Origin of the sequence: Pseudomonas sp. JUb42, from assembly GCF_024807945.1 — a bacterium.
Taxonomy (GTDB): Bacteria; Pseudomonadota; Gammaproteobacteria; order Pseudomonadales; family Pseudomonadaceae; genus Aquipseudomonas.
Map to the genome: position 1 here is coordinate 1 of NZ_JANUFD010000018.1, position 24,148 is coordinate 24,148.

At 62.7% G+C, this 24,148-nt stretch carries 26 protein-coding genes; 8 read left to right on the forward strand and 18 right to left on the reverse strand.

What is annotated here, in order from left to right; all coding sequences use genetic code 11:
• Positions 1 to 201 precede the first annotated feature (201 nt).
• Entirely contained in the window at positions 202 to 1,101 is a 900-nt protein-coding gene (locus tag M2401_RS28680) for a polysaccharide deacetylase family protein (RefSeq protein WP_259108945.1), read from the reverse strand.
• 278 nt (positions 1,102 to 1,379) lie between these two features.
• Between M2401_RS28680 and M2401_RS28685 the strand changes: the two genes are divergently transcribed.
• Positions 1,380 to 2,573 carry a GAF domain-containing sensor histidine kinase gene (locus M2401_RS28685; RefSeq protein WP_259108947.1) on the forward strand — a complete coding sequence of 398 codons (1,194 nt, stop codon included), beginning with the start codon at positions 1,380 to 1,382 and terminating at the stop codon, positions 2,571 to 2,573.
• A gap of 129 nt (positions 2,574 to 2,702) precedes the next feature.
• The gene (locus tag M2401_RS28690; RefSeq protein ID WP_259108948.1) at positions 2,703 to 4,406 is read left to right on the forward strand and encodes an amidase; all 1,704 of its coding nucleotides are present in this window, start codon (positions 2,703 to 2,705) and stop codon (positions 4,404 to 4,406) included.
• 137 nt (positions 4,407 to 4,543) lie between these two features.
• Here the strand turns inward: M2401_RS28690 and M2401_RS28695 are convergent, their stop codons facing one another.
• Positions 4,544 to 5,407: an aldo/keto reductase family oxidoreductase gene (locus M2401_RS28695; RefSeq protein WP_259108950.1), complete on the reverse strand. Its 864-nt coding sequence runs from the start codon at positions 5,405 to 5,407 to the stop codon at positions 4,544 to 4,546.
• A 98-nt stretch (positions 5,408 to 5,505) separates the two neighbouring features.
• On the opposite strand from M2401_RS28695, the gene M2401_RS28700 reads away from it, so the two are divergent.
• Positions 5,506 to 6,426, forward strand: a complete 921-nt coding sequence (locus tag M2401_RS28700; RefSeq protein ID WP_259108952.1) for a LysR family transcriptional regulator — start codon at positions 5,506 to 5,508, stop codon at positions 6,424 to 6,426.
• A 92-nt stretch (positions 6,427 to 6,518) separates the two neighbouring features.
• Here the strand turns inward: M2401_RS28700 and M2401_RS28705 are convergent, their stop codons facing one another.
• Entirely contained in the window at positions 6,519 to 7,445 is a 927-nt protein-coding gene (locus M2401_RS28705; RefSeq protein WP_259108954.1) for a LysR family transcriptional regulator, read from the reverse strand.
• Between the two features lie 131 nt (positions 7,446 to 7,576).
• Here M2401_RS28705 and M2401_RS28710 point away from each other — a divergent pair, with 131 nt between their 5' ends.
• Positions 7,577 to 7,981, forward strand: a complete 405-nt coding sequence (locus M2401_RS28710; protein WP_259108956.1) for a RidA family protein — start codon at positions 7,577 to 7,579, stop codon at positions 7,979 to 7,981.
• A 3-nt stretch (positions 7,982 to 7,984) separates the two neighbouring features.
• Here the strand turns inward: M2401_RS28710 and M2401_RS28715 are convergent, their stop codons facing one another.
• Complete coding sequence (locus tag M2401_RS28715) at positions 7,985 to 8,878, reverse strand: LysR family transcriptional regulator (protein ID WP_259108958.1); 894 nt, start codon at positions 8,876 to 8,878, stop codon at positions 7,985 to 7,987.
• A 100-nt stretch (positions 8,879 to 8,978) separates the two neighbouring features.
• Here M2401_RS28715 and M2401_RS28720 point away from each other — a divergent pair, with 100 nt between their 5' ends.
• Positions 8,979 to 9,419: a GFA family protein gene (locus M2401_RS28720; protein ID WP_259108959.1), complete on the forward strand. Its 441-nt coding sequence runs from the start codon at positions 8,979 to 8,981 to the stop codon at positions 9,417 to 9,419.
• 23 nt (positions 9,420 to 9,442) lie between these two features.
• Complete coding sequence (locus M2401_RS28725; protein ID WP_259108961.1) at positions 9,443 to 9,895, forward strand: GFA family protein; 453 nt, start codon at positions 9,443 to 9,445, stop codon at positions 9,893 to 9,895.
• On the opposite strand, the gene M2401_RS28730 is transcribed toward M2401_RS28725, so the two are convergent.
• A complete protein-coding gene (locus M2401_RS28730) occupies positions 9,887 to 10,195 on the reverse strand; it encodes a hypothetical protein (protein WP_259108963.1) in 309 nt (102 codons plus the stop codon). The genes M2401_RS28725 and M2401_RS28730 overlap by 9 nt on opposite strands.
• A gap of 117 nt (positions 10,196 to 10,312) precedes the next feature.
• A complete protein-coding gene (locus M2401_RS28735) occupies positions 10,313 to 10,753 on the reverse strand; it encodes a hotdog fold domain-containing protein (protein WP_259108965.1) in 441 nt (146 codons plus the stop codon).
• 144 nt (positions 10,754 to 10,897) lie between these two features.
• Between M2401_RS28735 and M2401_RS28740 the strand changes: the two genes are divergently transcribed.
• Positions 10,898 to 11,515, forward strand: a complete 618-nt coding sequence (locus M2401_RS28740; protein WP_259108967.1) for a TetR/AcrR family transcriptional regulator — start codon at positions 10,898 to 10,900, stop codon at positions 11,513 to 11,515.
• 131 nt (positions 11,516 to 11,646) lie between these two features.
• Here the strand turns inward: M2401_RS28740 and M2401_RS28745 are convergent, their stop codons facing one another.
• On the reverse strand, positions 11,647 to 13,089 hold the full coding sequence (locus M2401_RS28745) for an amidase (RefSeq protein ID WP_259108969.1): 1,443 nt from the start codon (positions 13,087 to 13,089) through the stop codon (positions 11,647 to 11,649).
• Between the two features lie 101 nt (positions 13,090 to 13,190).
• Between M2401_RS28745 and M2401_RS28750 the strand changes: the two genes are divergently transcribed.
• Positions 13,191 to 13,769: a TetR/AcrR family transcriptional regulator gene (locus tag M2401_RS28750; RefSeq protein ID WP_259108971.1), complete on the forward strand. Its 579-nt coding sequence runs from the start codon at positions 13,191 to 13,193 to the stop codon at positions 13,767 to 13,769.
• A 3-nt stretch (positions 13,770 to 13,772) separates the two neighbouring features.
• Here M2401_RS28750 and M2401_RS28755 read toward each other — a convergent pair whose 3' ends face one another.
• From M2401_RS28755 to urtA, 11 genes are all read right to left on the reverse strand, one after another.
• Positions 13,773 to 14,636, reverse strand: coding sequence for an urease accessory protein UreD (locus tag M2401_RS28755; protein ID WP_259108973.1), 864 nt, complete (start codon positions 14,634 to 14,636; stop codon positions 13,773 to 13,775).
• Positions 14,633 to 15,286, reverse strand: a complete 654-nt coding sequence (gene ureG / locus M2401_RS28760) for an urease accessory protein UreG (protein ID WP_259108975.1) — start codon at positions 15,284 to 15,286, stop codon at positions 14,633 to 14,635. The genes M2401_RS28755 and ureG overlap by 4 nt, the downstream gene beginning before the upstream one ends.
• 24 nt (positions 15,287 to 15,310) lie before the next feature.
• On the reverse strand, positions 15,311 to 17,023 hold the full coding sequence (ureC, locus tag M2401_RS28765) for an urease subunit alpha (protein WP_259108976.1): 1,713 nt from the start codon (positions 17,021 to 17,023) through the stop codon (positions 15,311 to 15,313).
• A gap of 2 nt (positions 17,024 to 17,025) precedes the next feature.
• The gene (locus M2401_RS28770; RefSeq protein ID WP_259108985.1) at positions 17,026 to 17,721 is read right to left on the reverse strand and encodes an urease subunit beta; all 696 of its coding nucleotides are present in this window, start codon (positions 17,719 to 17,721) and stop codon (positions 17,026 to 17,028) included.
• A gap of 30 nt (positions 17,722 to 17,751) precedes the next feature.
• Positions 17,752 to 18,477, reverse strand: coding sequence for an urease accessory protein UreF (locus M2401_RS28775; RefSeq protein WP_259109327.1), 726 nt, complete (start codon positions 18,475 to 18,477; stop codon positions 17,752 to 17,754).
• Positions 18,471 to 18,917 (reverse strand): urease accessory protein UreE, encoded by a 447-nt coding sequence (gene ureE / locus M2401_RS28780; RefSeq protein WP_259108986.1) that lies wholly within the window; start codon positions 18,915 to 18,917, stop codon positions 18,471 to 18,473. The genes M2401_RS28775 and ureE overlap by 7 nt, the downstream gene beginning before the upstream one ends.
• Positions 18,918 to 18,927: 10 nt before the next feature.
• Entirely contained in the window at positions 18,928 to 19,617 is a 690-nt protein-coding gene (gene urtE, locus M2401_RS28785; RefSeq protein WP_259108987.1) for an urea ABC transporter ATP-binding subunit UrtE, read from the reverse strand.
• Positions 19,618 to 19,619: 2 nt separating this feature from the next.
• Entirely contained in the window at positions 19,620 to 20,357 is a 738-nt protein-coding gene (gene urtD / locus M2401_RS28790; protein ID WP_259108988.1) for an urea ABC transporter ATP-binding protein UrtD, read from the reverse strand.
• On the reverse strand, positions 20,354 to 21,487 hold the full coding sequence (gene urtC, locus M2401_RS28795) for an urea ABC transporter permease subunit UrtC (protein ID WP_310504161.1): 1,134 nt from the start codon (positions 21,485 to 21,487) through the stop codon (positions 20,354 to 20,356). The genes urtD and urtC overlap by 4 nt, the downstream gene beginning before the upstream one ends.
• Before the next feature lies 1 nt (position 21,488).
• Complete coding sequence (gene urtB, locus M2401_RS28800) at positions 21,489 to 22,391, reverse strand: urea ABC transporter permease subunit UrtB (protein WP_259108998.1); 903 nt, start codon at positions 22,389 to 22,391, stop codon at positions 21,489 to 21,491.
• A 69-nt stretch (positions 22,392 to 22,460) separates the two neighbouring features.
• The gene (urtA, locus tag M2401_RS28805) at positions 22,461 to 23,639 is read right to left on the reverse strand and encodes an urea ABC transporter substrate-binding protein (protein ID WP_259109000.1); all 1,179 of its coding nucleotides are present in this window, start codon (positions 23,637 to 23,639) and stop codon (positions 22,461 to 22,463) included.
• Between the last annotated feature and the right edge of the window lie 509 nt (positions 23,640 to 24,148).

The window sequence follows — 24,148 nt, forward strand, 5'->3', positions numbered from 1 at the left end:
ACGTGTGACATGACGATGCTCCGAATAGTGACTCCTGTGAAAGTCTAGAGCCGTTCACAGGAGTCGAGCCGGGGGAACCATTTCATTAGATTTGCCCTCTGCCTCGGTTAGTGTTTACTGCGTGACAGCGCGGCGTCGCAGACGGCGCGGGATCTCCCACAGACTCACCTCCCACTCTGAGGATTACTGTGGCACCGAATCTCAATGCGAATCCCCATCCCACCACCAGCCCCAGAAGCCCGGTAACTCCACGGGCTGGGCACTGCTCTGCACCGTTCGCACCATGGCCGCGCGCAGCAGCGCGTCGCTGTCGTCGTAGAACGGCTTGTCGGCGGTCTTCACCCCTGTCTCTCGCGCACTGTCCATGAGGATCTGCAGATACTCCTGCATATGCCGGGCGCTGTAGCGATTGAGATCGTGAAAGGTCACCACCACCGGAATCACCCCGTCGACCACCGGCATCTCCCCCGCCGCAATTCGTTCGCGCACTTCAGCCAGGTGTTTGAGCAGATTGGCCCGTCGTTGCGGGCTGGCGTTGAAGCCCCAGATCTTGCCGTCATTGGCGCTCAGGTCGGTCAGCAGTACGTGCATGCCATGGCGTTGATAAGCCGCGAACGTCGCCTTGTCGTAGTTCCAGAACGGCGGACGCAACAGCACCGGCGGCGCCCCGGTAATGGCCGCAATATCGCCGCTGCCGTCGATCAGTGACTGCTCCAGCACTTGCGGGCTCAGCGAGCGGTGATTGGTGTGCCAGGGCGTGGCAGTATGGAAGCCGAGGATATGGCCTTCGGCATGTTCGCGCCGCATGACGCTGCGGCCGATATCACTGTTGCCGGCTCTCGGCGCACGGGTCTGCACAAAGAATACGGCCTTGATTCCCGGCAGTATCGGGTTATGGGCCAGGTCATCGAGTACCGACAGCGACGGGTTCCAGAAACTCGAAGCACTGGGGCCATCGTCAAAGGTCAGCAAGAAACGAATTGGCGGCTGCGCCTGCAGGCGTTGCGCAGTCTGTGGCGTCAGGGCCAATGGCGGCCCGATGCAACCGCTCAGGCTCGCGGCAAAGGCGAGCCCGGATAGAAAAGTCAGAATGGATTTCAAGGGTCTGGATAAGTCTGGAAGGGCAAAACAGGACCAAGATGAATTCAAGCCGCCGGGCAACTGGCAGGCATTGAGTCAGCATCTCATCAATGGAGTGGCACTTGCTCCTTGCCCCTGCCGTTCAGCCGGGGACCACTGCGGCAGGGAATGTAACAGAAAGTTTCAGTCACAGGGCATACCCACCGGCCATCCACGCGTTTGCTGTATGGCGCCTGTCTATTAGCCAAACCCGGCAATTAGCGATAGCCTCTGCTGCACTTCAACAGAACCGTGCTGCCATGAGCCCCACAGACTTTTCACCCGATATCGAAGCGGTCCACCGCATCGAGGCTGTACCGGTCATTCTGAGCATGGTCAAGCACCTGACCGGCATGCGTTTCGCGGCGGTGGCCAGGGTTACCGAAAAAAACTGGGTGGCCTGCGCCGTCGATGACTCCATCGATTTCGGCCTCAAGCCTGGCGGCGAGCTGGTACTGGAATCAACCATCTGTCACGAAATCCGCCAACACCGCCAGCCGGTGATTTTCGGCCATGCCAGCCGGCACCCGCTGTTTTCGGCCCATCACACCCCCAAGACCTATGGTCTGGAGAGCTATATCTCCATTCCCATAGTCACCGCCAATGGCGCGTTTTTCGGTACCCTGTGTGCGATCGATTCGGTCCCGGCCAACCTCGATGATCCGGCCATTGCCAAGACGCTGACGCTGTTTGCCCAGTTGATCGCCATGAGCCTGGACACCCAGAACAACCTGGAGTTGACCCAGGCCGCACTGGTCAGCGCCAATGAACATGGGCGCCTGCGCGAGCAGTTTGTCGCGGTGCTGGGCCATGATCTGCGTACGCCGCTGAGCGCTATCCGCATGAGTGCGGACCTGCTGGAAAGCAAGACCAGCGACAAGCGTTCACTTAGCCTGATCTCGGCTATCCGCAGCAGCTCGACGCGCATGGGCCTGCTGATTGAAAACGTCCTGGACTTTGCCCGTGGCCGCCTGGGCGGTGGTATTCCCAGCAAGCGCCAACTGGTCGATGACCTGGAACAGACCCTGCGCCAGACCCTCGACGAAGTTCAGGCATCCCATCCCCAAGCGTCATTCAGCCATTCGCTGACGCTGCCTTCGGGTATCCATTGCGATCCGCTGCGCATGGGCCAACTGCTGTCCAATCTGCTGGGCAACGCCGTCACCCATGGCTCGGTGTCGACGCCAATCGTGGTGCAGGCCTATGCCGAGGCCAACGAGATCGTCATTTCGGTGACCAACCAGGGGCCGCCGATCCCCGCCGAACTCATGCCGCTGCTGTTCGAGCCCTTCACCCGCTCGGAAGCCGGGTATCGCGGTGAAGGCCTGGGATTGGGCTTGTACATTGCCGCGCAGATTGCCAACGCCCACCACGGCAGCTTGAGCGTGACCTCCACACTGGAGTCCGGCACCTGTTTTGTTGCAAGATTTCCGGCTCAATTCAAATGGTTGTGAACCCTTTACGTTAAACAGAGCGACAGGGCCATCGACCCGGCCCGTGGTGTCGCACAATGCAACGAGAATCGCTATGAACCGCCATTTCAACAACCATGACGCCCTCCTCCTGCTGACGGGAGTACGCGCATGATCGAAGTCACCGAAGTCTCCATCGCCCAATTGCGCGCGGCGCTGGAATCCGGCCAGACCACGGCGGTGGAGCTGGTCCAGGCCTATCAGGCGCGGATCGCCGCCTACGATGGCGCCGACACGGCCACTGCGTTGAATGCCCTCGTCGTCGCCAATCCCGAAGCGCTCAACGAAGCCCGCGCCTCCGATGCCCGCCGGGCCAGGGGCGAAACGCTGGGGCCACTCGACGGTATACCCTACACGGCCAAAGACAGTTATCTGGTCAAGGGCCTGACCGCTGCTTCGGGCAGCCCGGCGTTTGCCAACCTCGTCGCCCATCGCGATGCCTTCACCATCGAACGCCTGCGCGGCGCCGGGGCGATCTGCCTGGGCAAGACCAATATGCCGCCCATGGCCAACGGCGGCATGCAACGCGGCGTCTACGGCCGGGCCGAAAGCCCGTATAACGCCGCCTACCTCACGGCGCCCTTCGCCTCCGGCTCGTCCAATGGCGCGGGTACGGCGACGGCTGCCAGCTTCGCTGCCTTCGGTCTGGCCGAGGAGACCTGGTCGAGCGGTCGCGGCCCGGCGTCGAACAACGGTTTGTGCGCCTACACGCCTTCGCGCGGTGTGATCTCGGTGCGCGGCAACTGGCCGCTGACCCCGACCATGGACGTGGTCGTGCCCTTCGCCCGGACCATGGCCGACCTGCTGGAAGTACTGGATGTCGTCGTCGCCGAAGACCCGGACACCCGTGGCGACCTGTGGCGCATGCAGCCCTGGGTGCCGATTCCCAGCGTCGCTTCGGTACGCCCGGAGTCCTACGCCTCACTTGCGGTGAGCGCCGAATCATTGGCCGGTAAACGCCTGGGCGTGCCACGCATGTATATCAATGCCGACCCCGATGCAGGCACCTCCGACAGCCCTGGCATCGGCGGGCCGACGGGCCAGCGCATCAATACTCGCCCATCGGTGATTGACCTGTGGAAAGCCGCACGCCAGGCCCTGGAAGCCGCGGGTGCCGAAGTGATCGAGGTGGATTTCCCCTTGGTCTCCAACTGCGAAGGCGATCGCCCCGGCGCACCGACCGTATTCAATCGCGGCCTGGTGTCCAAGGAGTTCCTGCATCATGAGCTATGGGACCTGACCGCTTGGGCCTTCGATGACTTCCTCCAGGCCAATGGCGACCCGGCCCTTAACCGCCTGGTCGACGTCGATGGCGCACTGATTTTCCCCCACGACCCCGGCACACTGCCTAACCGTGAAGGTGATCTGGCGGCGGGCATGGACGAATACGTACGCATGGCCGAACGCGGCATTACGCCTTGGGATCAGATCAGCACAGTGCCCGACGGCCTGCGCGGTCTGGAGCAGACCCGGCGTATCGATCTGGAAGAGTGGATGGACAGGCTGGGGCTCGATGCGGTGCTGTTCCCGACCGTCGCCGATGTTGGCCCGGCCAATAGCGATGTTGATCCGCAGTCAGCGGATATCGCCTGGAGCAACGGCGTCTGGGTGGCCAACGGCAACCTCGCCATCCGCCACCTGGGCGTCCCCACCGTCACCGTGCCCATGGGCGTGATGGCCGATATCGGCATGCCGGTAGGCCTGACCTTTGCCGGGCGCGCCTATGACGACTCGACCCTGCTACGCCTGGCCTCGGCCTTTGAAGCGAGCGGATCGAAACGGCAGATTCCGCCGCGGACGCCACCGTTGGCATAACCGCTGTTATTGGAATTGGCTTTTGTGGGACCGGCTTTAGCCGGGAAGAGGTCAGTGAAGTCGATATTTCTCTATCGTATGCACGGCCCCCTTCCCGGCTAAAGCCGGTCCCACCTATTCAAAACCTCACGGGTTATTTAAGCCAACGCATCCAGCTCAGCCAGCAACTCGGGTGCAATCACCAGCTCGCTGGCACTGAGGTTTTCCTGCAAATGTGCCACCGAGGAAGTCCCCGGGATCAACAGCATATTCGGTGCCCGTTGTAGCAGCCACGCCAATGCCACACGCAGCGTTGAGGCTCCCAACTGCGCCGCGACTTTGGACAGCACGTCCGATTGCAGCGGCGTAAAGCCACCCAGCGGGAAGAACGGTACATAGGCAATGCCCTGGCGTCCCAGATCGGCGATCAGCGCTTCGTCTGCCCGGTGAGACAGGTTGTAGTGGTTCTGCACGCAAACGACTTCGGCAATGCCCTGGGCTTCCTTGACCTGGGCTGCAGTGACGTTACTCACCCCCAGATGACGGATCAGGCCTTGGCGCTGCAACTCGGCCAAGTGACTGAACGGCGCTTCGATGGACTCCTCGCCCGGCGAATGCATATTGCCCCACGCCCGAAAATTCACCACTTCCAGCACATCCAGACCGAGATTGCGCAGGTTGTCATGCACGGCCTGGGTCAGCTCGGCCGGGCTTGACGCAGGACTCCACGAAGCATCTGCGCCGCGCTTGGCACCGATCTTGGTCACGATCACCAAGTCATCCTGATACGGGTGCAGGGCTTCGCGGATCAACTGGTTGGTGACATGAGGGCCGTAGAAGTCGGAAGTGTCGATATGGTTGACCCCATTGGCCACCGCTTCACGCAGTACGGCAAGCGCGGCCTGGGCATCTTTCGGCGGCCCGAAGACACCGGGACCTGCCAGTTGCATGGCGCCGTACCCCATGCGATTGACGGTGCGACCGCCCAGTTGAAACGTACCTGCCTGGCTGGCGTTGCTCATTTGCTGTACCCCAATCATGTGTGTAGGCCCACTATAGGCCTTGACCATTGTCTTGATAATCGAGTGCAATCGGCACAGGTCGTACGGGAAATCGAACAATGGCGACAGATATTCAGGATTTGCTGGCCTTCGTGGCCGTGGTCAATGCCGGTGGTTTTCGCGAAGGCGCGCGCCTGAGCGGCAAATCGGCGTCCAGCCTCAGTGATGCGGTGCGGCGCATGGAGGCCCGACTCGGCGTGCGCCTGCTCAACCGTACTACCCGTAGCGTCGTGCCGACCGAAGCCGGGGCGCGGTTGATGGAGCGGATCGTCCCGGCCTTGGGCGAAGTCGAAGCAGCGCTGGACGTGGTCAATGACTTCCGCGACCGCCCCTCGGGCACCCTCCGGCTCAATGTGCCGGTCAGCGCCGCGCGGCTGGTACTGCCGTCGATCATTACGCCCTTTCTCAATATCTACCCGGATATCCGCCTGGAAGTCATTACCGAAGAGAGCTTCGTCGATATGCTCGCCGCCGGTTGCGATGCCGGGATCCGCTACGACGACCGCCTTGAGCAGGACATGATCGCCGTGCCCATCGGGCCGCGCGTGCAGCGCTTCACCACCGCCGCCTCCCCGGCCTACCTCAACGCCCACGGTCGCCCGCAACACCCCCGCGACCTGCTTCAACACGCCTGCCTGCGCGGCAAGTTTCCCAGTGGCGCCATACCGCTGTGGGAATACGAGCGTGATGGCGAGAGCATTCAGGTCGACCCCAGCGGCCCCCTGATCGTGCGCATCGGCGGCGCCATGGACCTGGCGGTACAAGCGGCACTGGACGGCCTGGGGATTGTCTTTCTGTTCGAAGACTGGTTGCAGCCCTACCTCGATAGCGGCGCCCTGGAAGCGGTGCTGCAACCCTGGCAACTGAGTTTCAGCGGGCCGTTTCTCTACTATCCGGGCCGCCGTTACCTGCCTTCGCCGTTGCGGGCGTTTATTGATTTCATCAAGGCTAATGAGAGCGAAATACCGCCGCGCCTCTGAACACAACACAATCAACCTGAAACACCTGTCTGTAGGACCGGCTTTAGCCGGGAGGACGTGCTCGCGGCTAAAGCCGCTCCTACGGACTGCCGTTAAGCATGCGCCCCCTCGACAACCGGTCCGTGCACCGCCATCAACCCGGCGACCCACTCGATAAACACCCGCAGCTTGAGGCTGATATGCCGATTCGGTGGAAACGCCACATACAGCGGCATCGATTCAAGTTGCCAGTCCTCGAACAACACCACCAATTCACCCCGCGCCAGATGCTCCCGGGCCATGTAATCCGGCAGCCAGAGTACGCCCATCCCGGCCAGGCCCGCTGCCAGGTAGGCGTTGCCATCGTCCACCGCCAGCACGTGTCGCCCGTGGATATTCAGGCTTTCGCCGTTGCGCTGCATGGCATAGGGCAGCGCCTTGCCCGTGCGGGCCCAGAGGTAGCCGACGATGCGATGGTGAGAATCTTCCAGTTCGCGAGGATGCTGAGGCGTGCCGGCCCGTTGCAGATAGCTCGGCGCCGCATACACGCCCAGTTGCAGGTCGCCGATGCGCCGGGCCATGAGTGACTGGTCGGTGATTTCCCCGCCGCGCACCACGCAATCGACGTTCTCGCCGATCAGATCGACCTTGCGGTCGCTGACGCCCATATCCAGTTGGATATCCGGGTAACGGGCGTGAAATTCCGGCAGCGCCGGCATCAGGATCATCCGCGCCAGGGGGCTGGGCACATCAACCCGCAAACGGCCCCGAGGCAGCGCGGCGGCAGCGGACAGGCTGGTCTCGGCGTCGTCCAGATCGGCCATCAGCCGCACCACCCGCTCGTAGTAAACGGCACCATCGGCGGTGACATTGACCTTGCGCGTGGTGCGATTGAGCAGGCGCACCCGCAGGCGCGCTTCCAGTTGCTGCACCAGTTGCGTGACCGTGGTCTTGCTCATGTGCAGGGTGTCGGCGGCCTTGGTGAAACTGCCGGTCTCGACGACCCTGGCGAACGCCTGCATTGCATCAAAACGATCCATTCCGGCCTCGATTGTTTGGGATTTACAAACAGTGATGGCTACAGTTGCTCGTTTATCCCGTCCAGGCAAGCCCCTACAGTCGCTCCATCGTTAATTGCGGACCGCAACCGGCCCGCCAATGGAGGCAGCACATGACTCATCGCGACGTGGTTTTTCCACCGGGGCGCCAGGCCCTGTACGAGCGCAATCGCTATTCACCGGCGATCCGCAGCAATGGCTTTCTGTTCGTATCCGGGCAAGTGGGCAGCCGCGAGGACGGCTCACCGGAGCCGGACCTTACCCGGCAGGTACGCCTGGCATTCAGCAACCTCAACGCCATCCTCGCCGAGGCGGGCGGCAGCTTTGATGACGTGATCGATGTCACGGTCTTTATCGTCGACCCGCAGACCCGCTTCGAGCAGATCTGGAGCGTGGTACAGGAGTTCTGGGGCGAGGCGCCACACCCCACCGTGACGGCGGTGGGCGTGACCTGGCTGTACGGCTTTGACTTCGAAATCAAGGTCATTGCCAAGTTGCCGGAAGCCGATAAAGACTGATCATCAGGAGCCGCTGAGAAACCGGCTCAAGGACTGCGCCAGAGCATCGAACACCAGGGCGATACGGCGCACACGGCGCACGTCCTGATGCATCGCGATCCACACATCCACGGCAAAATCGACCTGATCCGGCAATACCCGGACCAGGTTATGAAGCTGCGCAAACTGCCTGGAACACACGCCAATCCCCAGCCCGGCCCGCAGCGCAGCGAACTGGGCCAGATGGTCGTCGGTGCGGATCAGCGTCTGCTGCGCCGCACAGGCGAACCCTTGCTGGCCAAGAAATTCGATCTCCTTGAGATTGCGGTCCGGGCCGATCAGCGGATAGCGGCGCAGGTCCTCGACATCCCCTGGCACGCCATACTGCTCAAGCAAATCTGCGGTGGCGTACAGGCCCACCTGCAAATCGCCAAGATGACGTGTCACCACTGCGGCTTCGGTAGGCCGACGAATGCGTATTGCCACATCAGCCTCCTGCAATGCGAGGGCCTCAACACGATTTGAAACGCTGAGTTCAATAGCCAGTTGTGAATGTTGGCGGCGAATATCGCGCAACATCGACGGCAACACTTCGATGCCGATCAAGCGACCGCAGGTGATACGCACGGTGCCGCCCGGCACACTGGCCTCAGCCGACGCCGCGCGGGTAAAGGCCTCGGCGGCCAGGGCCATGGACTCGACATGGCTGATCAACTCCCGGGCCATATCGGTGGGCAGCAAACCGGCGGGCGAACGAATGAACAGGCTGACCCCGACACTCTGCTCCAGCGTCTCGATACGGCGGCGGGCAGTCGCCTGGGCAATACCGAGCAGGCGCGCCGCCCCGGAAAGGCTGCCGGTGCGCAGCACGGCGAGAAACGCCCGCTGGGTTTCCCATTGCAATTGAGGGGGGGTCATACATTTCCTATGAGCCGGTAAGCTGTTTCAGGCAATTTTAATCCAACCGAAACTGTCCCATGCTTTGCCGCACTTGCACAGCCACCGAGGAATACTCGCCATGACACTGACCGGTACATGCCGTTGCGCCGCCATCACCTATAGCCTAAGCAGCGACGCCCCCATCGCGGTCTATGCCTGCCACTGCACTAATTGCCAGACCTGGAGCGGCAGCAGCTTCGCCCTGCACAGCCTGCTGCCCGAAGGCGCGCTGACGCTCAGCGGCCCACTGACCGAATACGCCTACGAAGAGAATGGCCAGCACGCCCGCCATTACCTGTGCGGCACTTGCCATACGCGGATCTACAACACCACGTCGGCGGCGCCGGGCCTGTGGGTGCTGCGCGCAGCGACGCTGGACAACAGCCCGCAGCTGACGCCCATGGCGCATATCTGGACCCGGCACAAACAAGCCTGGCTAAACCTGCCCCAGGATATTCCGAACTGGCCGCAAAGCCCGACGCCGCAAGCCTTTATGCAGGCCCTGGCCGCCCTTCGTTGAAATCCCGTTGAAATGAGGTGTTTATGAGCGACATAGCGACTATTCAAGGGGCCTGCCGTTGCGGCCAGGTGACCTTTGCCCTCAGCGCCCGGCCGGTGGTGACCATGGCCTGCCATTGCGTGGGCTGCCAGAAAATGTCCGCCAGCGCCTTCTCCCTGAGCGCTTTGTTCCCGGTCGAGAGCTTCAAGGTGACCTCGGGCGAACCGGTGATCGGTGGCCTGCATGGTGAAGCCCGCCATTACTTCTGCCCGCACTGCATGAGCAGGCTGTTCACCCGCCCTGCCGGCGTCGATGCCTTCATCAATGTGCGCAGCACCCTGCTGGACCATCCGGAGCAATACGCACCGCTGATGGAGACCTGGACCGCAGAGAAGCTGCCCTGGGTGACGACCGGAGCGACCCGTAGCTTCCCCGGCTTGCCTGACCCGCAGGATTATCCAGGGCTGATGGAAGAGTACGCCCGGCGCTCAGCGTGACAGCAATAGCCGCTCCAGTTGCGCCCGCTCCCATACGCTGAGAAAGCTCAGCGGGTCGGTACCGAAGCGCGGCCAGGCCTGCATCTGGTTCGCCACTCGCCCGTCGGCGGCCCGGCACTCGGTGCAGTGATCGAGGCCGCCGCCATCAAGCCCCAGCAGCAACTGCCAGCCATCGATATCGATGCTTAACGTGCCGTTGCTGGTTGCGCTGAGGGTGCGTAATTGGCGCACGCCCAGGGCAAGTTCCTTGAGCAACTGATAGACCTCGCGGGCGGTCAGGTCGGGTTGTGGGTTATTCATGGGTAGCGGCTTTCCTGTGGGACCGGCTTCAGCCGGGAAGACAATATGCCAGGCGCTGGAAATACGTCGATCATACCCGAGCCTTCCCGGCTGAAGCCGGTCCCATAACCCGCTCTGTCACCCCAACTTCACATTCATGGTAATCCGCGCCGTAAACACCTTCACCCCGCCCTCATCGAAGATATCCACCGGCACCACCTGGTCGCCGCCGCTGGTCCAGTCAATCGCGCTGCCATCGGCCACGGCGCGGATATCGCTCTTTGCCTTGGCCAGGTATTCCACGGTCATGCCCTTGGGAATCCATTTGGCTGCGGCCGGGATCGACACATCGGTCATCACCCCGCCCGCCAGTTCGGCAGCGTTGCACAGGGCAATCGCATGGACCGATGCCAGGTGGTTGGTGATCTCCTTGCGAAATGGCACCAGCACCACCGCATGCCCAGGGCTCAGCTCACTGATTTCGGGGTTGATGGTGCTGAAATACGGCGCCATCTGGCAGGCCATTTTGCTGAATGCGGCGGGACCTGCGCTGTTGAACAACTCAAGAAACTGACTCATGGGGATGCCCTCTGGTTTTGGTGATTTCAATTTACAGAATATTATTCTGTTACGGAACAATATTCTTTTTGCGAAAAAACTGTCAAGCTGCCCTGCCTCGGTTTTTCCCCAACCGGTAAGATTTGCATTTTTTGGTCAGTGTCCATGCCCTCATCCGACCTGCTTGAACGCACCTATCCTGGAAGACGCAGCGAGCTCAAACGCAGCATCCTGCGCACGGCGTTGTCCTGCTTCAATGCGGCAGGCATCGAAGCCACCACCATCGAAGTCATCCGCGCCGAATGCGAGACCAGCGTGGGCGCCATCTACCATCACTTTGGCAACAAGGAAGGCCTGGTCGCCGCCCTGTTCTTCGCGGCACTGGACGATCAGGCGGCGCTGCGCAACAGCTACCTGGAACAGGCACAAAGCGCCGAAGCCGGGGTACTGGCGTTGGTGCACAGCTATGTCGACTGGGTCGACGGCCAGCCAGAGTGGGCGCGGTTCATCCTGCAAGGGCGTTTCGCCGTGGCCAGCGGACCGTTCAAGGAAGAACTGGGCGAACGCAACAAACAGCGCAACAAGATGCTGTTTGACTGGATGCGTGCAGAGGGGCGCAGCGAGCAGTTCAGCCATATTCCTGCCGAACTGCTGCTGTCGCTGATCATCGGCCAGACGGAAAACTACTGCCGGGCGTGGCTGTCCCAGCGGGTCAAAAACAGCCCTGCGCACTATCGGGACATGTTGGGCAAGGCGGCGTGGCGTTCGATCAATCTCGAATGAGAACAGCACGCTATCGCTGATTAAACCCTTGGCATGGGTTGGATTGAATAGTGTGGGAGCGAATTCACCGGCCTCTTCGCGAATGAATTCGCTCCTACAGAGTTCGCTCCTACCGGGAATGCATCATCGATTCAGGAATGGGCGTGCCCCGCCCACACCTCAGGCCGCCGCCCCGCCCAGGGCAAGGCACTTTCCAACTGTGTGGCCAGGCTCAGCAGCATTCCCTCGGCCCCGAACGCGCCCATGAACTGCATGCCAATGGGCAACCCACTCTGTGGATCCTGCGCCAGGGGTACGGACATGGCCGGGGCGCCAATTACATTGGCCAAGGCGGTAAAAGGCGACTGTTCGAAGACCCGGTTCATCCAGCCACGACCATCCAGATGTTCCTGGCCTTCGTTGTAGACACCGATAAGCGGCGCCAGGCCTGGCAGGGTCGGTGACAGCAGCACATCGTATCGCTCAAAGAACCGACCCATGTGCCGGGTAACGATATTGCGTTCGAACAAGGCGCCCAACAGTTCGGTGGCGCGCAGGCTCTTGCCTTGGCGATACAGGGCCAGAGTGGCGGGTTCCAGATACTCCGTGTCGATACTGCGCCCCGTGGCAGCGGCAATGGCATCGATCCAGGCGGCGGTGTTGGAAGACCAGAAGCGCCCGTTCAACTCAACGAAGGCTTCCCAGCTCAGGCCGATGTCGGGCCGGACTTCCTCGACCCGATGCCCCAGGGCCTCCAATTGCCTGGCCGTGTGCTGCAAGGCCTGCTCCACCGCCGGGTGCAGGGCCTGACCATTGAGCGGGCGGCTTTGCAGGCCAATGCGCAGGGAACCCGGTGCTTGCGTCGCCGCAGCGGCAAAACTGCGCTCGGGCACGGCAATGCGAAACGGATCGCCGCTGGCCGGGCCATGGATGGCATCGAGCACGGCGGCGCTGTCGCGTACCGAGCGGGTCAGCACGCCATGTACCGCCAGACCGCTCCACACCTCGTCCACCTCCGGGCCCATGGGCACGCGGCCACGGCTGGGCTTGAGGCCGAACAGCCCGCACAGCGACGCCGGCACACGGATCGAGCCGCCGCCATCGGTGGCATGGGCTACCGGCACCAGCCCCGCCGCCACCGCAGCACCCGAACCGCCACTGGAGCCACCGGCGCTGCGCTGGGTATGCCAAGGGTTGCGGGTGGGTCCGCACAGACGGCTTTCGGTGGTGGTGCTGGCGGCGAACTCCGGGGTGGTGGTCCGGCCCAACGGCAGCAAGCCCGCACGGCGCAAGCGTGTCATCAGTTCCGAGTCTGCTTCGGCTGTGCAACCTTGGGCCAGGGCGCTGCCCAACTCATTGCGACGCCCGGCTGCGCTGATCCCCAGGTCCTTGATCAACAACGGCACGCCCCGCAGCGGCCCTTGCGCCGCCGCCGGCTCATCCGCCCAGGTTTCCACCAAGGCATTGATCTGCGGGTTGATCGCCTCGATGGCCTGCAAGGCCGCGTTGCGCACCTCTGCCGCGCTGACCTGCTGCTCATGGATGAGACGGGCCAGGCCCACGGCGTCTTGCTCAGCGTATTCGGACAGGTACATGACAGTCTCCAAATCGGTATGATGAATACTCTTCGGTATCGAACGATACCGATAAGTATCATGCGATACTATACGGTATCGCTGTCAAGTGGAGAGTGTTCATGCGTCCGGACCGGACCCCGCAATTGCCGCCCCGTGAGCGTATCGTCGACGCCGCCCAGGCGCTGTTTCTCGAACAGGGCATCAGCCGGGTCAGCGTCGATGCCATTGCCGCCCTGGCTGCCTCGACCAAGATGACCGTCTACCGGCACTTCGAAAACAAGGATGCCCTGGTGCTGGAATGGCTGGAGCGCCTGACCGAGAGCTACAGCGATGTGCTCGATCAGCTGGCGCAGCAGCACCCCGAGTCCCCCCGCGAGCAGTTGCTAGGCTTTCTCGGTTTTATCGTCACCGATCTGGAACGGGCCGGTTATCGCGGCTGCCCGTTCACCAATACCCTGGCCGAGCTGCCGGAGGCCGACCATCCGGCCCGGGCGCTGATCCAGGCCCACAAGCAGCGCCAGTTCGCCCGCCTGCATGGCCTGTGCGCCGAACTGGGCCTGCACGCCCCCGAACAGGTGGCCGAAGAACTGACCCTGCTGATGGAAGGCGCCCAGGTGGTGGCGCAGAACAAGGGCATCGAACAGGTCGGCGAACGCCTGACGCGCATGGTCCGGCAACGCCTGGATGCCCGCGCCTGAGCGTTATTTACGCCGGGGCCGTGGGCGTATGCCGGTGGACCACTGACGCACGCTGGCCCAGCCCTGATGCAAGGCATGGCGCAGGGCCACGGCGTCTTCGGCCAGTACCCGCAGGCCCACCCCGGCGTCATTGGGCAGGGCGCTGACACCAAGGTAGCAGCCGTTCAGCTGGCCTGTATCAGCGCGTAACAGCGTGACGATTTCCTCGACCGGCAGGTCCTGGCCGATCAGCATCAGGTTGCCCCAGGCCCGATAAGGCCCCGAGACGCCGAGCTGCCCGGCCTGCCACTGCCCTCCTTCAACCCGCAGGCGATCGGCGACCAGCACCTCGGAGTCTGCCGTCTGTACCCGAACATCGCTGCGGTACTCGCTGAATACGCCCTCGCGTCCACCGGGAGCATGGCTGCAAAAGGCATCGCACAGTAGCAGGCGGCCGCCCTCCTGCAAGGTCACCTCAACGCGGTTGTGCAATCGCGACCGGGGAAACAGGATGGTCGCCATGGGCAAGTATTCGAGCCAGGCGCCAGCCCCCACGCCAAGGCTGACTCGCTGCTGCGCCGGCGCCTCGTCCATGCTGTGGGCCACTGTCGCCGCGCCACTGGCGACGTGGGCCATGCAGCCCGGCCCGGCACTGATGCTCAGGTGCAGGCGCTCCCCGGCAAATACCCCGCCGGAGCAGGACTGCAGATAGGCCGCCGCCATTTGCACCGGATCATCCGGCAGACGCAACTGCCGCCCCAAGTGGAAGGGATAACCGACCTGCTGCCGGGCAATGTAACTGCGCCCGTCCGGTGCCCGCTGGAACGCCAGCAGCGCCTGGGGCCTGTCGTTGAGGATCGCTGAATGAATCGGAGCGATGGCGTTCATGGGCGATCGAACAGCACGGCCTGGCTGATAGCGTCGACCACCGCATCGACGCCCTCCCCGGTCGCGCAATTGGTAAACAGCACCGGCCGGCCGCCGCGGGCCAGGGCCGACTCTTCGCGCATGCGCGCCAGATCGACGCCGACATGGGGCGCCAGGTCGTACTTGTTGATCACCAGCAGGTCGCAACCGAGCACGCCGGGCCCGCGTTTACGCGGTATATCGTCGCCCCCCGCGACGTCGATCACGAAAATCCAGTAGTCCACCAGGTCCAGGGAAAAGGTCGAGGCCAGGTTGTCGCCGCCGGACTCGATCAGTACCAGGTCGAGGCGCGCGAAACGGCTCTCCAGTTCATCGGCCATTTGCAGGTTCAGGGTCGGGTCTTCGCGAATCGCCGTGTGAGGGCAGGCGCCGGTTTCCACGGCGCGTACCCGCTGCGGATCGATCAGGCCGCTGCGCTGGATGCGCTCAGCATCCTCGCGGGTCGCCAGGTCATTGGTAATTACCGCCAGTTCGGTGCCACGGGCGATAAAACGCGGAATCAGTTGTTCCAGCAGGCGGGTCTTGCCCGAGCCCACCGGGCCGCCGATGCCGACCCGGGCGGCACCGGGATGTGCGTCAGATACAGGGGTTGCCAGTGCGATTGCAGTCATTTCCGGTTCTCCAAAACAGGGGGTTCAGCGCAGCATGTAGCGCTGGGCCAGAGGCACTTCGCTGACCGGCTCGCAGGTCAGCAGCTCGCCGTCGGCGTAGACATCGAAGGTCTGGGCATCGACGCGGATATGCGGGCAGGCATCGTTATGCAGCATGTCCGACTTGCGCAAAGTGCGGGTGCCGAAGGCCGGCAGCAGCGGCTTGTGCAAGCCCAGGGCCTTGCCGGTATCGGCTTCCACGGCCAGGCGATTGACGAAGTTCACCGACAACGCCTGGGGTGCGCGGCCGAACGAACCCCATTGCGGGCGCATCACCAGGGGCTCGCAGGTGTACAGCGAAGCGGCGGAGTCGCCCATGGCACCATGTACGATAAAACCGCCCTTGATCACCAGCTCCGGCTTGATACCGAAGAACGCCGGGCGCCACAGCACCAGGTCGGCCAGCTTGCCGGGCTCGATGGAGCCGATATAGCTGTCGATGCCGAACACCCGGGCAGCATTGATGGTGTATTTGGCGATGTAGCGCTTGATCCGTTCGTTGTCACCCAGTGCCGTGGTTTCTTCCGGCAGGCGCCCGCGCTGGTCCTTCATCTTCGACGCCAGTTGCCAGGTGCGGGCAATCACCTCGTTGATGCGGCCCATGCCCTGGCTGTCCGAGCCAAGAATCGAGATCGCCCCGGTGTCATGCAGAATGTCTTCGGCGGCGATGGTCTGGGGCCTGACCCGTGATTCGGCGAACGCCACATCCTCCGGCACGGCCGGGTTGAGGTGGTGGCAGGTCATGATCATGTCCAGGTGTTCGTCGAAGGTGTTGATCGTGTAGGGGTTGGTCGGGTTGGTCGACGACGGGATGCAGTTGGCTTTGCCCGCCACACTGATGATGTCCGGGGCATGGCCGCCGCCCGCGCCTTCGGTGTGGTACATGTGAATGGTCCGGTCGCCAATGGCGGCCAGGGTGTCTTCGAGAAAGCCCGACTCGTTGAGGGTGTCGGTGTGCAACTGGACCTGGAAGTCGTACTCGTCGGCGACCTTGAGGCAGGCATCGATCACCGCAGGCATAGCGCCCCAGTCCTCATGAATCTTCAAGCCCAGGCAGCCGCCGCGCAGTTGGCCAATCATCGAATCCGGCTTGCTGGTATTGCCCCGGCCGAGAAAACCGAAGTTGATCGGCCAGGCTTCGGACGCCTGGAGCATCTTGCCGACGTTCCATTCGCCACCGCAGTCGATGCCCACGGTGATCGGCCCGAGGGAGCCGCCGATCAGGGTGGTCAGGCCCGCCGCCAGGGCATGCTCGCACAGCTGCGCCGAGTCGAAATGCACATGCACATCGATGCCGCCGGGGGTGACGATCATGCCCTCGGCATCGCGCACCGTGGTGGCGACGCCGCAGATCAGTTGCGGGTGCACGCCGTCCATGACTTCAGGATTGCCGGCCTTGCCAACGGCGACGATCTTGCCGTCCTTGATCCCGATATCGCCTTTGATAATACCGATCACCGGGTCGATGATGAGTGCGTTGCAGATCAGCATGTCCAGGGCGCCGTCAGCGCTGTCATGGCCGGGCATCAGGCCCATGCCGTCGCGCAGGGTCTTGCCGCCGCCGTGCAGGCATTCATCGCCGGGCACGGCATGGTCGAACTCGACCTCGGCCAACAGCGAGGTGTCGCCGAGCCTGACCGCATCGCCCACGGTAGGGCCGAACATGGCCGCATAGTCTTGTCGCGTCATCGTCGCCATGTTCAGGCTCCCTTGAAGTGTTGGGCGCGGGCACGTTCCAGCGCCAGGGCCTTGCAGGCAGGATCGTGCAGGTTGCCGTTGGTCAAACCGCTGAAGCCGTGGATGTCGCCGCTGCCGCCGAACTGCACCAGGGCGACTTCGCGCATCTCCCCCGGCTCGAAGCGCACGGCCGTGCCGGCGGGGATATCCAGGTGCATGCCGAAGGCGATTTGCCGGGGAAATTCCAGGGCCTTGTTGACCTCGAAAAAGTGGTAGTGGCTGCCGACCTGAATCGGCCGGTCGCCGGTATTGACCGCACGCAAAGTGGCCTGCGGTCGCCCGGCATTGAGGGCGATATCCCCCACCGGGCTGATGATTTCTCCCGGCGTCAGCATGGGTATTAGCGGTTGGCTGCCGGGGCGGATCGGCTGATGCACGGTGATCAGTTTGGTGCCATCGGGAAAGGTGCCCTCAACCTGCAGAATCGGCAGCAGATCGGCAACGCCGGGCATCACATCGTCGGTATTGAGCAGGGTCGAGCCGTAGCCGATCAGCTCGGCGACGCTGCGGCCTTCCCGGGCACCTTCGAGCAGTTCGTCGGCGATCAGGGCACAGGCTTCCGGATGATTCAGGCGCAGGCCCTTGGCCCGGCGCTTGCGCGACAGCTCGGCGGCAGTAAAGAGCGTCAGGCGCTCCAGTTCAGTGGGGGTCAACAGCATGGGCGATGTCCTCTGAGACAGGGCGTCGGTTCAGTTAGCGAACAGGCGCAAATCCTGGGTTTCGTGACGCATGACGGCGATCTCGGCCATGGGGATGAAACTGGCGGCCTGTTCCGGCTCGGGCGCTGCGGCGGCGAGCACTTCGCGCAACGCAGCTTGCAGCCCGGCCAGCACGCGCTGGGCATCGACATGCCCCAGCACGCCGAGGCGCAGGGCGGCGCTGACCAGGCCGGTACACAGGCCATGCACGGAGGCCGCTTCGGCGTGTTCCAGGGGCAACCCCAGATGGCGCCAGAGCAACCCCTGAATCACCGGCACATGGGCTGGAGCCTGCCCGGCATTGACCCGGGCCAGATAGTCCCCGGCCGCAGCAGTGCCCAGTGCGGCATGCACGCCGAGCAAGGCCTGACCGATCCGCCGCGAGCCCTGGCGTGCCTCGGTCGCCAGGGTCAACGTCTCGACTTCACGATCCAACTGATTGACCCGTTCGAGATCGTCAGCAGCCAGCCAGGCGGCGCGCAGAAAGGCCCGGTCGAAACTGGCCCAGCGATAACGCACCTGGCCGTCGATAAAGGCCTGGACCTCGTCGCCGCGAGGATCCCTGGCCCGCTCGCGACGTCGTCCAGCGGGTGCCTGGGCGCCCAGCGCCGATTCATTGACCAGGGTCTCCAACCCCCAAGACCAGGCCACCGCACCACTGGGGAAAAAACTGTCGGCCTGCTGCATGGCCAACAGGGTCGCGGCCAGACTCATGATTCGCTCCGGCGTACCCGGCCGTCCGTCAGCATGGGCGCCAGCCGTTCCAGATAATCCTGCTCCGGGCCGTGCAGCTGGATCTGCAATTCATTGCCGGCAAAGCGCACTTTCCAATGCATGTTGCCAGCGAAATAGCCCAGCTCCAGGGCGGCGGCGCTATCCCGTGGCAGCAGGGCCAGCCAGGCCTGCTCCTGCATCTGCACAACCACGGCGCGACGGGCGTCGAGCATCAGCACCGCGCCATTGCGCAGTTGCTCGTGGCGCTCCAGGCGTATCGCATAGTCAGTGCCGCGATCACCCCGCACGCGCAGGCGGTGGCGCTGCATATCGGCACTGCCCAAGGTGACGGTTTCGACGTTGCCTGCGTGTTCCAGGCTGTGCAGCTGTTCGTGAATGGCCGGGTCGCTGGCCAGGCCGAGGATACGTTCGAGAATCAGCATGGTTCGGCCCTCAGATCGTCAGGTAGCGCAGGATGCGCTCGCGGTCGACGGTTTCGCGCACCTCGCTATGGACGAACTCGCCCTTCTCGATGATCAGGTAACGGTCGGCCACGGCCATGGCGAACGACAGCACCTGCTCGGAGACGATCAGGGAAAACCCGCGTTCCTTCTTCAGCTTGTTCAGGGCCTGGGCGATGTCCTTGATGATCGACGGCTGAATGCCTTCGGTGGGCTCGTCGAGAATCAGCACCTTGGGGTTGGAAACCAGTGCTCGGGCGATGGCCAGCTGTTGCTGCTGACCGCCGGAGAGATTGCCGCCCTTGCGTCGGCGCATCTCGAACAGCACCGGAAAGTACTCGAAGATGTAGTCCGGAATGTTCGGCTCGGGGGTGTTCTCCATACCGGTGCGGATATTTTCTTCCACAGTCAGCAGCGGGAAGATCATGCGCCCCTGGGGCACGAAGCCGATCCCGGCGGCGACCCGTTGATAGCTCTTGCGCCCCAGCAGTTCCTCCCCCGCCAGCTGGATGCTGCCGCTGCGGGCCGGGAGCATGCCGACCAGGCTTTTGAGCAAGGTGGTCTTGCCCATGCCATTGCGGCCCATGATCGCCAGGGATTCGGCAGGCGCCAGTTGCAGCGACAGGTTGCGCAACACATGGCTCTGCCCGTAGTACACGTTGAGTTCGTTGACATTCAGCATGTTCAGTGCCCCAGGTAGACGTCGATGACTTGCGGATCGTTCTGCACCTGATCCATGGAACCGTAGGCCAGGGTCTTGCCCTGATGCAGCACGGTGACCTTGTCGGCCACGGCCTTCACGAATTCCATGTCGTGCTCGATGATCACCATGGCCCGGCCCTGGGCGATGCGCTTGAGCAGGCCGGCGGTCTTCTCCCGCTCCCCGGCGCTCATGCCCGCCACCGGCTCGTCGAGCAACAGCAGCTCGGGGCGCTGCATCAGCAGCATGCCGATCTCCAGCCACTGCTTCTGGCCGTGGGACAACAGCCCGGCCTTGAGGCCCAACTGGTCCTTGAGGAAGATCAGCTCGGCGGTGCGTTCCACCTCTTCCTGAAGGGCCTTGTCGCGCCGGGAAAACAGGCAGGTAAACAGGCCGCGCTTGTCCGGCGAGGAAATGTCCAGATTCTCCCGTACCGTCAGGTCTTCGTAGACCGAAGGGTTCTGGAACTTGCGCCCGACCCCGGCGCGGGTGATCTGGTACTCGATCATCTGCGCCAGCTCCATGTCCTTGAAGCGGATACTGCCGGCGCTGGGCCGGGTCTTGCCGCAGATCATGTCGAGCAGCGTGGTCTTGCCCGCGCCGTTGGGGCCGATCACCACATGGACCTGATTTTCCTCGACATAAAAGTTCAGGCTGTCCACTGCCTTGAAGCCGTCGAACGAAACGCTAAGGTCCTCGACCGCCAGTAGAATCGCACTCATGACCGCTCTCCCCGCTTGCTCAGGCGTTCCAGCAGACCGGCCAGGCCAGACGGCAGGAACAGCACCACGCCCATGAACAGACCGCCCATGAAGTACTGCCAGAAGTTGACGAAATTTTCCGAGAGGTAGCTCTTGGCGACGCCGATCAGCAGCGTGCCGTAGATGGCCCCGACCAGGGACAGACGCCCGCCCAGCGCGGCATAAATCACGATCTCGGTCGACGGAATGATCCCCACCAGGGACGGCGAAGCCAGGCCCACCTGCAAGGTGAACATCACCCCGCCCAGAGCCGAGATCAGCGCCGCCACGGCAAAGATAAAGGCCTTGAACAGCGCGGTGTTGTAGCCGGAAAAACGCACCCGGTCTTCGCGGTCACGGATGGCGACAATCACCTTGCCAACCCGGCCATGGATCACGAACTTGCACAGCAGCACACAGAGCAGCAACAGCACCGTGGTGATCAGGTACAGCACCATGGCGGCGGTCTGGCTTTGCAGGTCGAGGCCAAATACCGTCTTGAAGTCGGTCAGGCCGTTGACCCCGCCGGTATAACCCTGCTGGCCGATGATGGTGATGGACATGATCGCCGCCAGGGACAGGGTGATGATCGAGAAATACACCCCGCCCACGCGCTTCTTGAAGTAGGCATAGCTGAAGCCGAAGGCCAGCAGCGCAGGCACCAGCAGAATCGCCAGCACGGTGAAGGTCGGCGACTGGAACGGCTTCCACCACCAGGGCAACGCCTCGATGCTGTTCCAGATCATGAAATCCGGCAGGTTCGAGCCGTAGAACGCCGCCAGGGCGCTGGCTGCTTCGTCGCTGGCCGTGGCTTCGAGCTTGAGGTACATGGCCATCATGTAGCTGCCCAGGCCGAAGAAGATCCCCTGCCCCAGGCTGAGGATGCCGCCATAGCCCCAGATCAGCACCATGCCCAGGGCACAGAACGCCAGGCTCAGGTATTTGCCCGCCAGGCCCAGGCGAAATGCGCCCAGGCACAGCGGCAGCACCACCAGCAGCAACACCGACAACCAGATCAGGCTGTGCCGTTCAACAAAGTACAGGATGCCCTGCCAGCGCTGCCGGTTGGGGTCGAACAGGGAGTCGGAGAGACTCAGGGTCTTGTCAGTCATATCAGCGTCTCACTTTCGCGGCGAACAGGCCGTTGGGACGGAAGAACAGCAACACGATGACCACCAGCAGGGTGATGGCCTTGGCCATGGAACCGGTGGTCAGGTACTCCAGGGACACCTGGGTCTGGCCGATGCCGAAAGCGGACAGGAAGGTGCCCAGCAGGCTCTCGACGCCACCGAAGACGACCACGATAAAGGTGTCCACCAGGTACTGCTGGCCGGTGACCGGCCCGGTCGAGGCGAGCATGGTAAAGGAGCTGCCCGCGACCCCGGCGAGGCCGCAGCCCAGGGCGAAGGTCACCGCATCCACCCGCGCTGTATCGATGCCTGCGGCACCGGCCATGGCACGGTTCTGGGTCACCGCGCGGATGCGCAGGCCCCAACGGCTGCGGTAGAGAAACAGGAACACCGCCCCGGCAATCAAGAAGGTCAAGCCGATGATGAAAATGCGGTTCAGTGGTAGCGACAGGCCTTCGGAAATCTTCCACGCACCTTGCAGCCACTGCACCGTGGGCACGCTGACTTCCTTGGGGCCGAACACCTGGCGATAGACCTGCTGCAGCACCAGGGACAGGCCCCAGGTGGCCAGCAGCGTGTCCAGTGGCCGGTTGTACATGAAACGGATAAAGCAGCGCTCCAGCAGATAGCCGAAGGCGAAGGTCACGGCGAACGCGACAAAGATGCCGACGATGAAATAGGCGCCCATCAACCCCGGCAACCAGCGCTCGAACACCAGTGCGGTGAGGTAAGTCATGTAGGCGCCCAGGGCCATCAGCTCGCCGTGGGCCATGTTGATCACGCCCATCAGGCCGAAGACGATGGTCAGGCCGATGGCCATGAGCACCAGCACGGAGAACAGCGAGAAGCCGCTGAACACCTGCATTATCAGAATATCGAAAGTCATAGCACTACCTGTGATGGCTTGGCTGTCGTCGCTTGGCACGCCGGGCCCGCTGCCGGGCCCGGCAGGCCGTTACAGTTTCGGGAACGGGTTGGGCTCGATGGGCGCCGACTCGTAGATCACGTCGACCTGGCCCTGAGCGTTGATGCTACCGATGCGCGCCTGCTTCCACAGGTGATGGTTGTCCTTATGGATCTTCACCGGACCTTCCGGGGCGTCCCAGGTCAGCTCCGAAGACGCCGCGATGACCTTCGGCACGTCGAAGCTGCCGGCTTTTTCAGCTGCGGCTTTCCACAGGTAGACGCCGGTGTAGGCCGCTTCCATCGGATCGCCAATCACCCGGTTCTGCCCGTAACGGGCCTTGAAGGCGGCGACGAACTTGTCGTTCTGCGGGTTCTTCAGGCTCTGGAAATAGCTCATGCAGGTGAGAAAACCGGTGAGGTTTTCGGCGCCGATGCCGGTGACTTCTTCTTCCGTGACGGCCAGGGCCATGAGGGTCTGATTGGAGCTGTCGATACCGGCAGCCTTGAGCTGCTTGTAGAACGCCACGTTGGAGCCGCCGACGATGGTGGACAGGATGATGTCGGGCTTGGCCGCCTTGATCTTGTTGATCACCGAAGAGAACTCGATGTGACCCAAAGGCAGATAGTCTTCACCGACAATCGAGCCGCCCTTCTTGCTGATCGAAGCCCGGGCCAGCTTGTTGGTGGTGCGCGGCCAGATATAGTCGGAGCCGACCAGATAGACACTCTTGCCCTTGTTCTGCATCAGCCAGTCGACCGCGGCCAGGGTCTGTTGCGAGGCTTCCTGGCCGGTGTACATGATGTTCGGCGACTTCTCCAGGCCCTCGTAGAAGGTCGGGTAGTACAAAAGGCCCTTGTCCCGTTCGAACACCGGCAGCACTGCCTTGCGTGACGCCGAGGTATAGGCGCCGAACACCGTGGCGACGTGGTCCTGTTCCAGCAGCTTGCGGGCTTTTTCGGCGAAGGTCGGCCAGTCACTGGCGCCGTCTTCCACTATCGGCTCGATGGTCTTGCCCAAGACACCGCCCGAGGCGTTGATCTCATCGATGGCCAGCTTCTCGGCGTCCACCACCGAGGCCTCGCTCATGGCCATGGTCCCGGTCAACGAATGGATAATGCCGACCTTGACCGTGTCCGCACTGGCATAGCTGGCCATGGCCAGCGGCATCAGGGTCATTGCACTGAACAACAGTGCGCGCTTCAGCAAACTGCGTGGATCATCGCTCATTACTTTTCTCCAGAAATAAAAAAAGCCCGACCGCCCGTGATTTAAAAAAAACGGGGTGTCAGGCTTCTTGTGCCGAATCTGGCGGGACAACTTTGTCCGATCCAGTCATTCGCCGGGGCATTCCCTACTTGCCAAGTGGGCGTAGGGCAATGGTGCGGCGTTCGAGTGTTGCAGGAAGAAACTTAGCAAGGGCAGTGCCAAGTTCGTACGCAGTACTTTGTCAGGGTCCTTACAACAAGTTGTCCGAAGGGACAGATAGGCACTCGATGGTTTGCCCAGAGAGGCGGTATATCGAGGTATCGCCGCAATTTTTGCTTTACCTGGCAACTAATCCCGGGGCGTCACGGGGCGTGTTTCCTGCTTTAGTTGCCATATTTATTTTGGCCTGATTATCCGGTCTGATTCGCCGCGCAGGAGGGATTGAGCAGCTGCACCATTGCGAGGCTCGATGCACCGAAGCCGGGCAGAAGTATCTGTGGGAGCGAGGCTTGCCCGCGAAAAAGTTAATG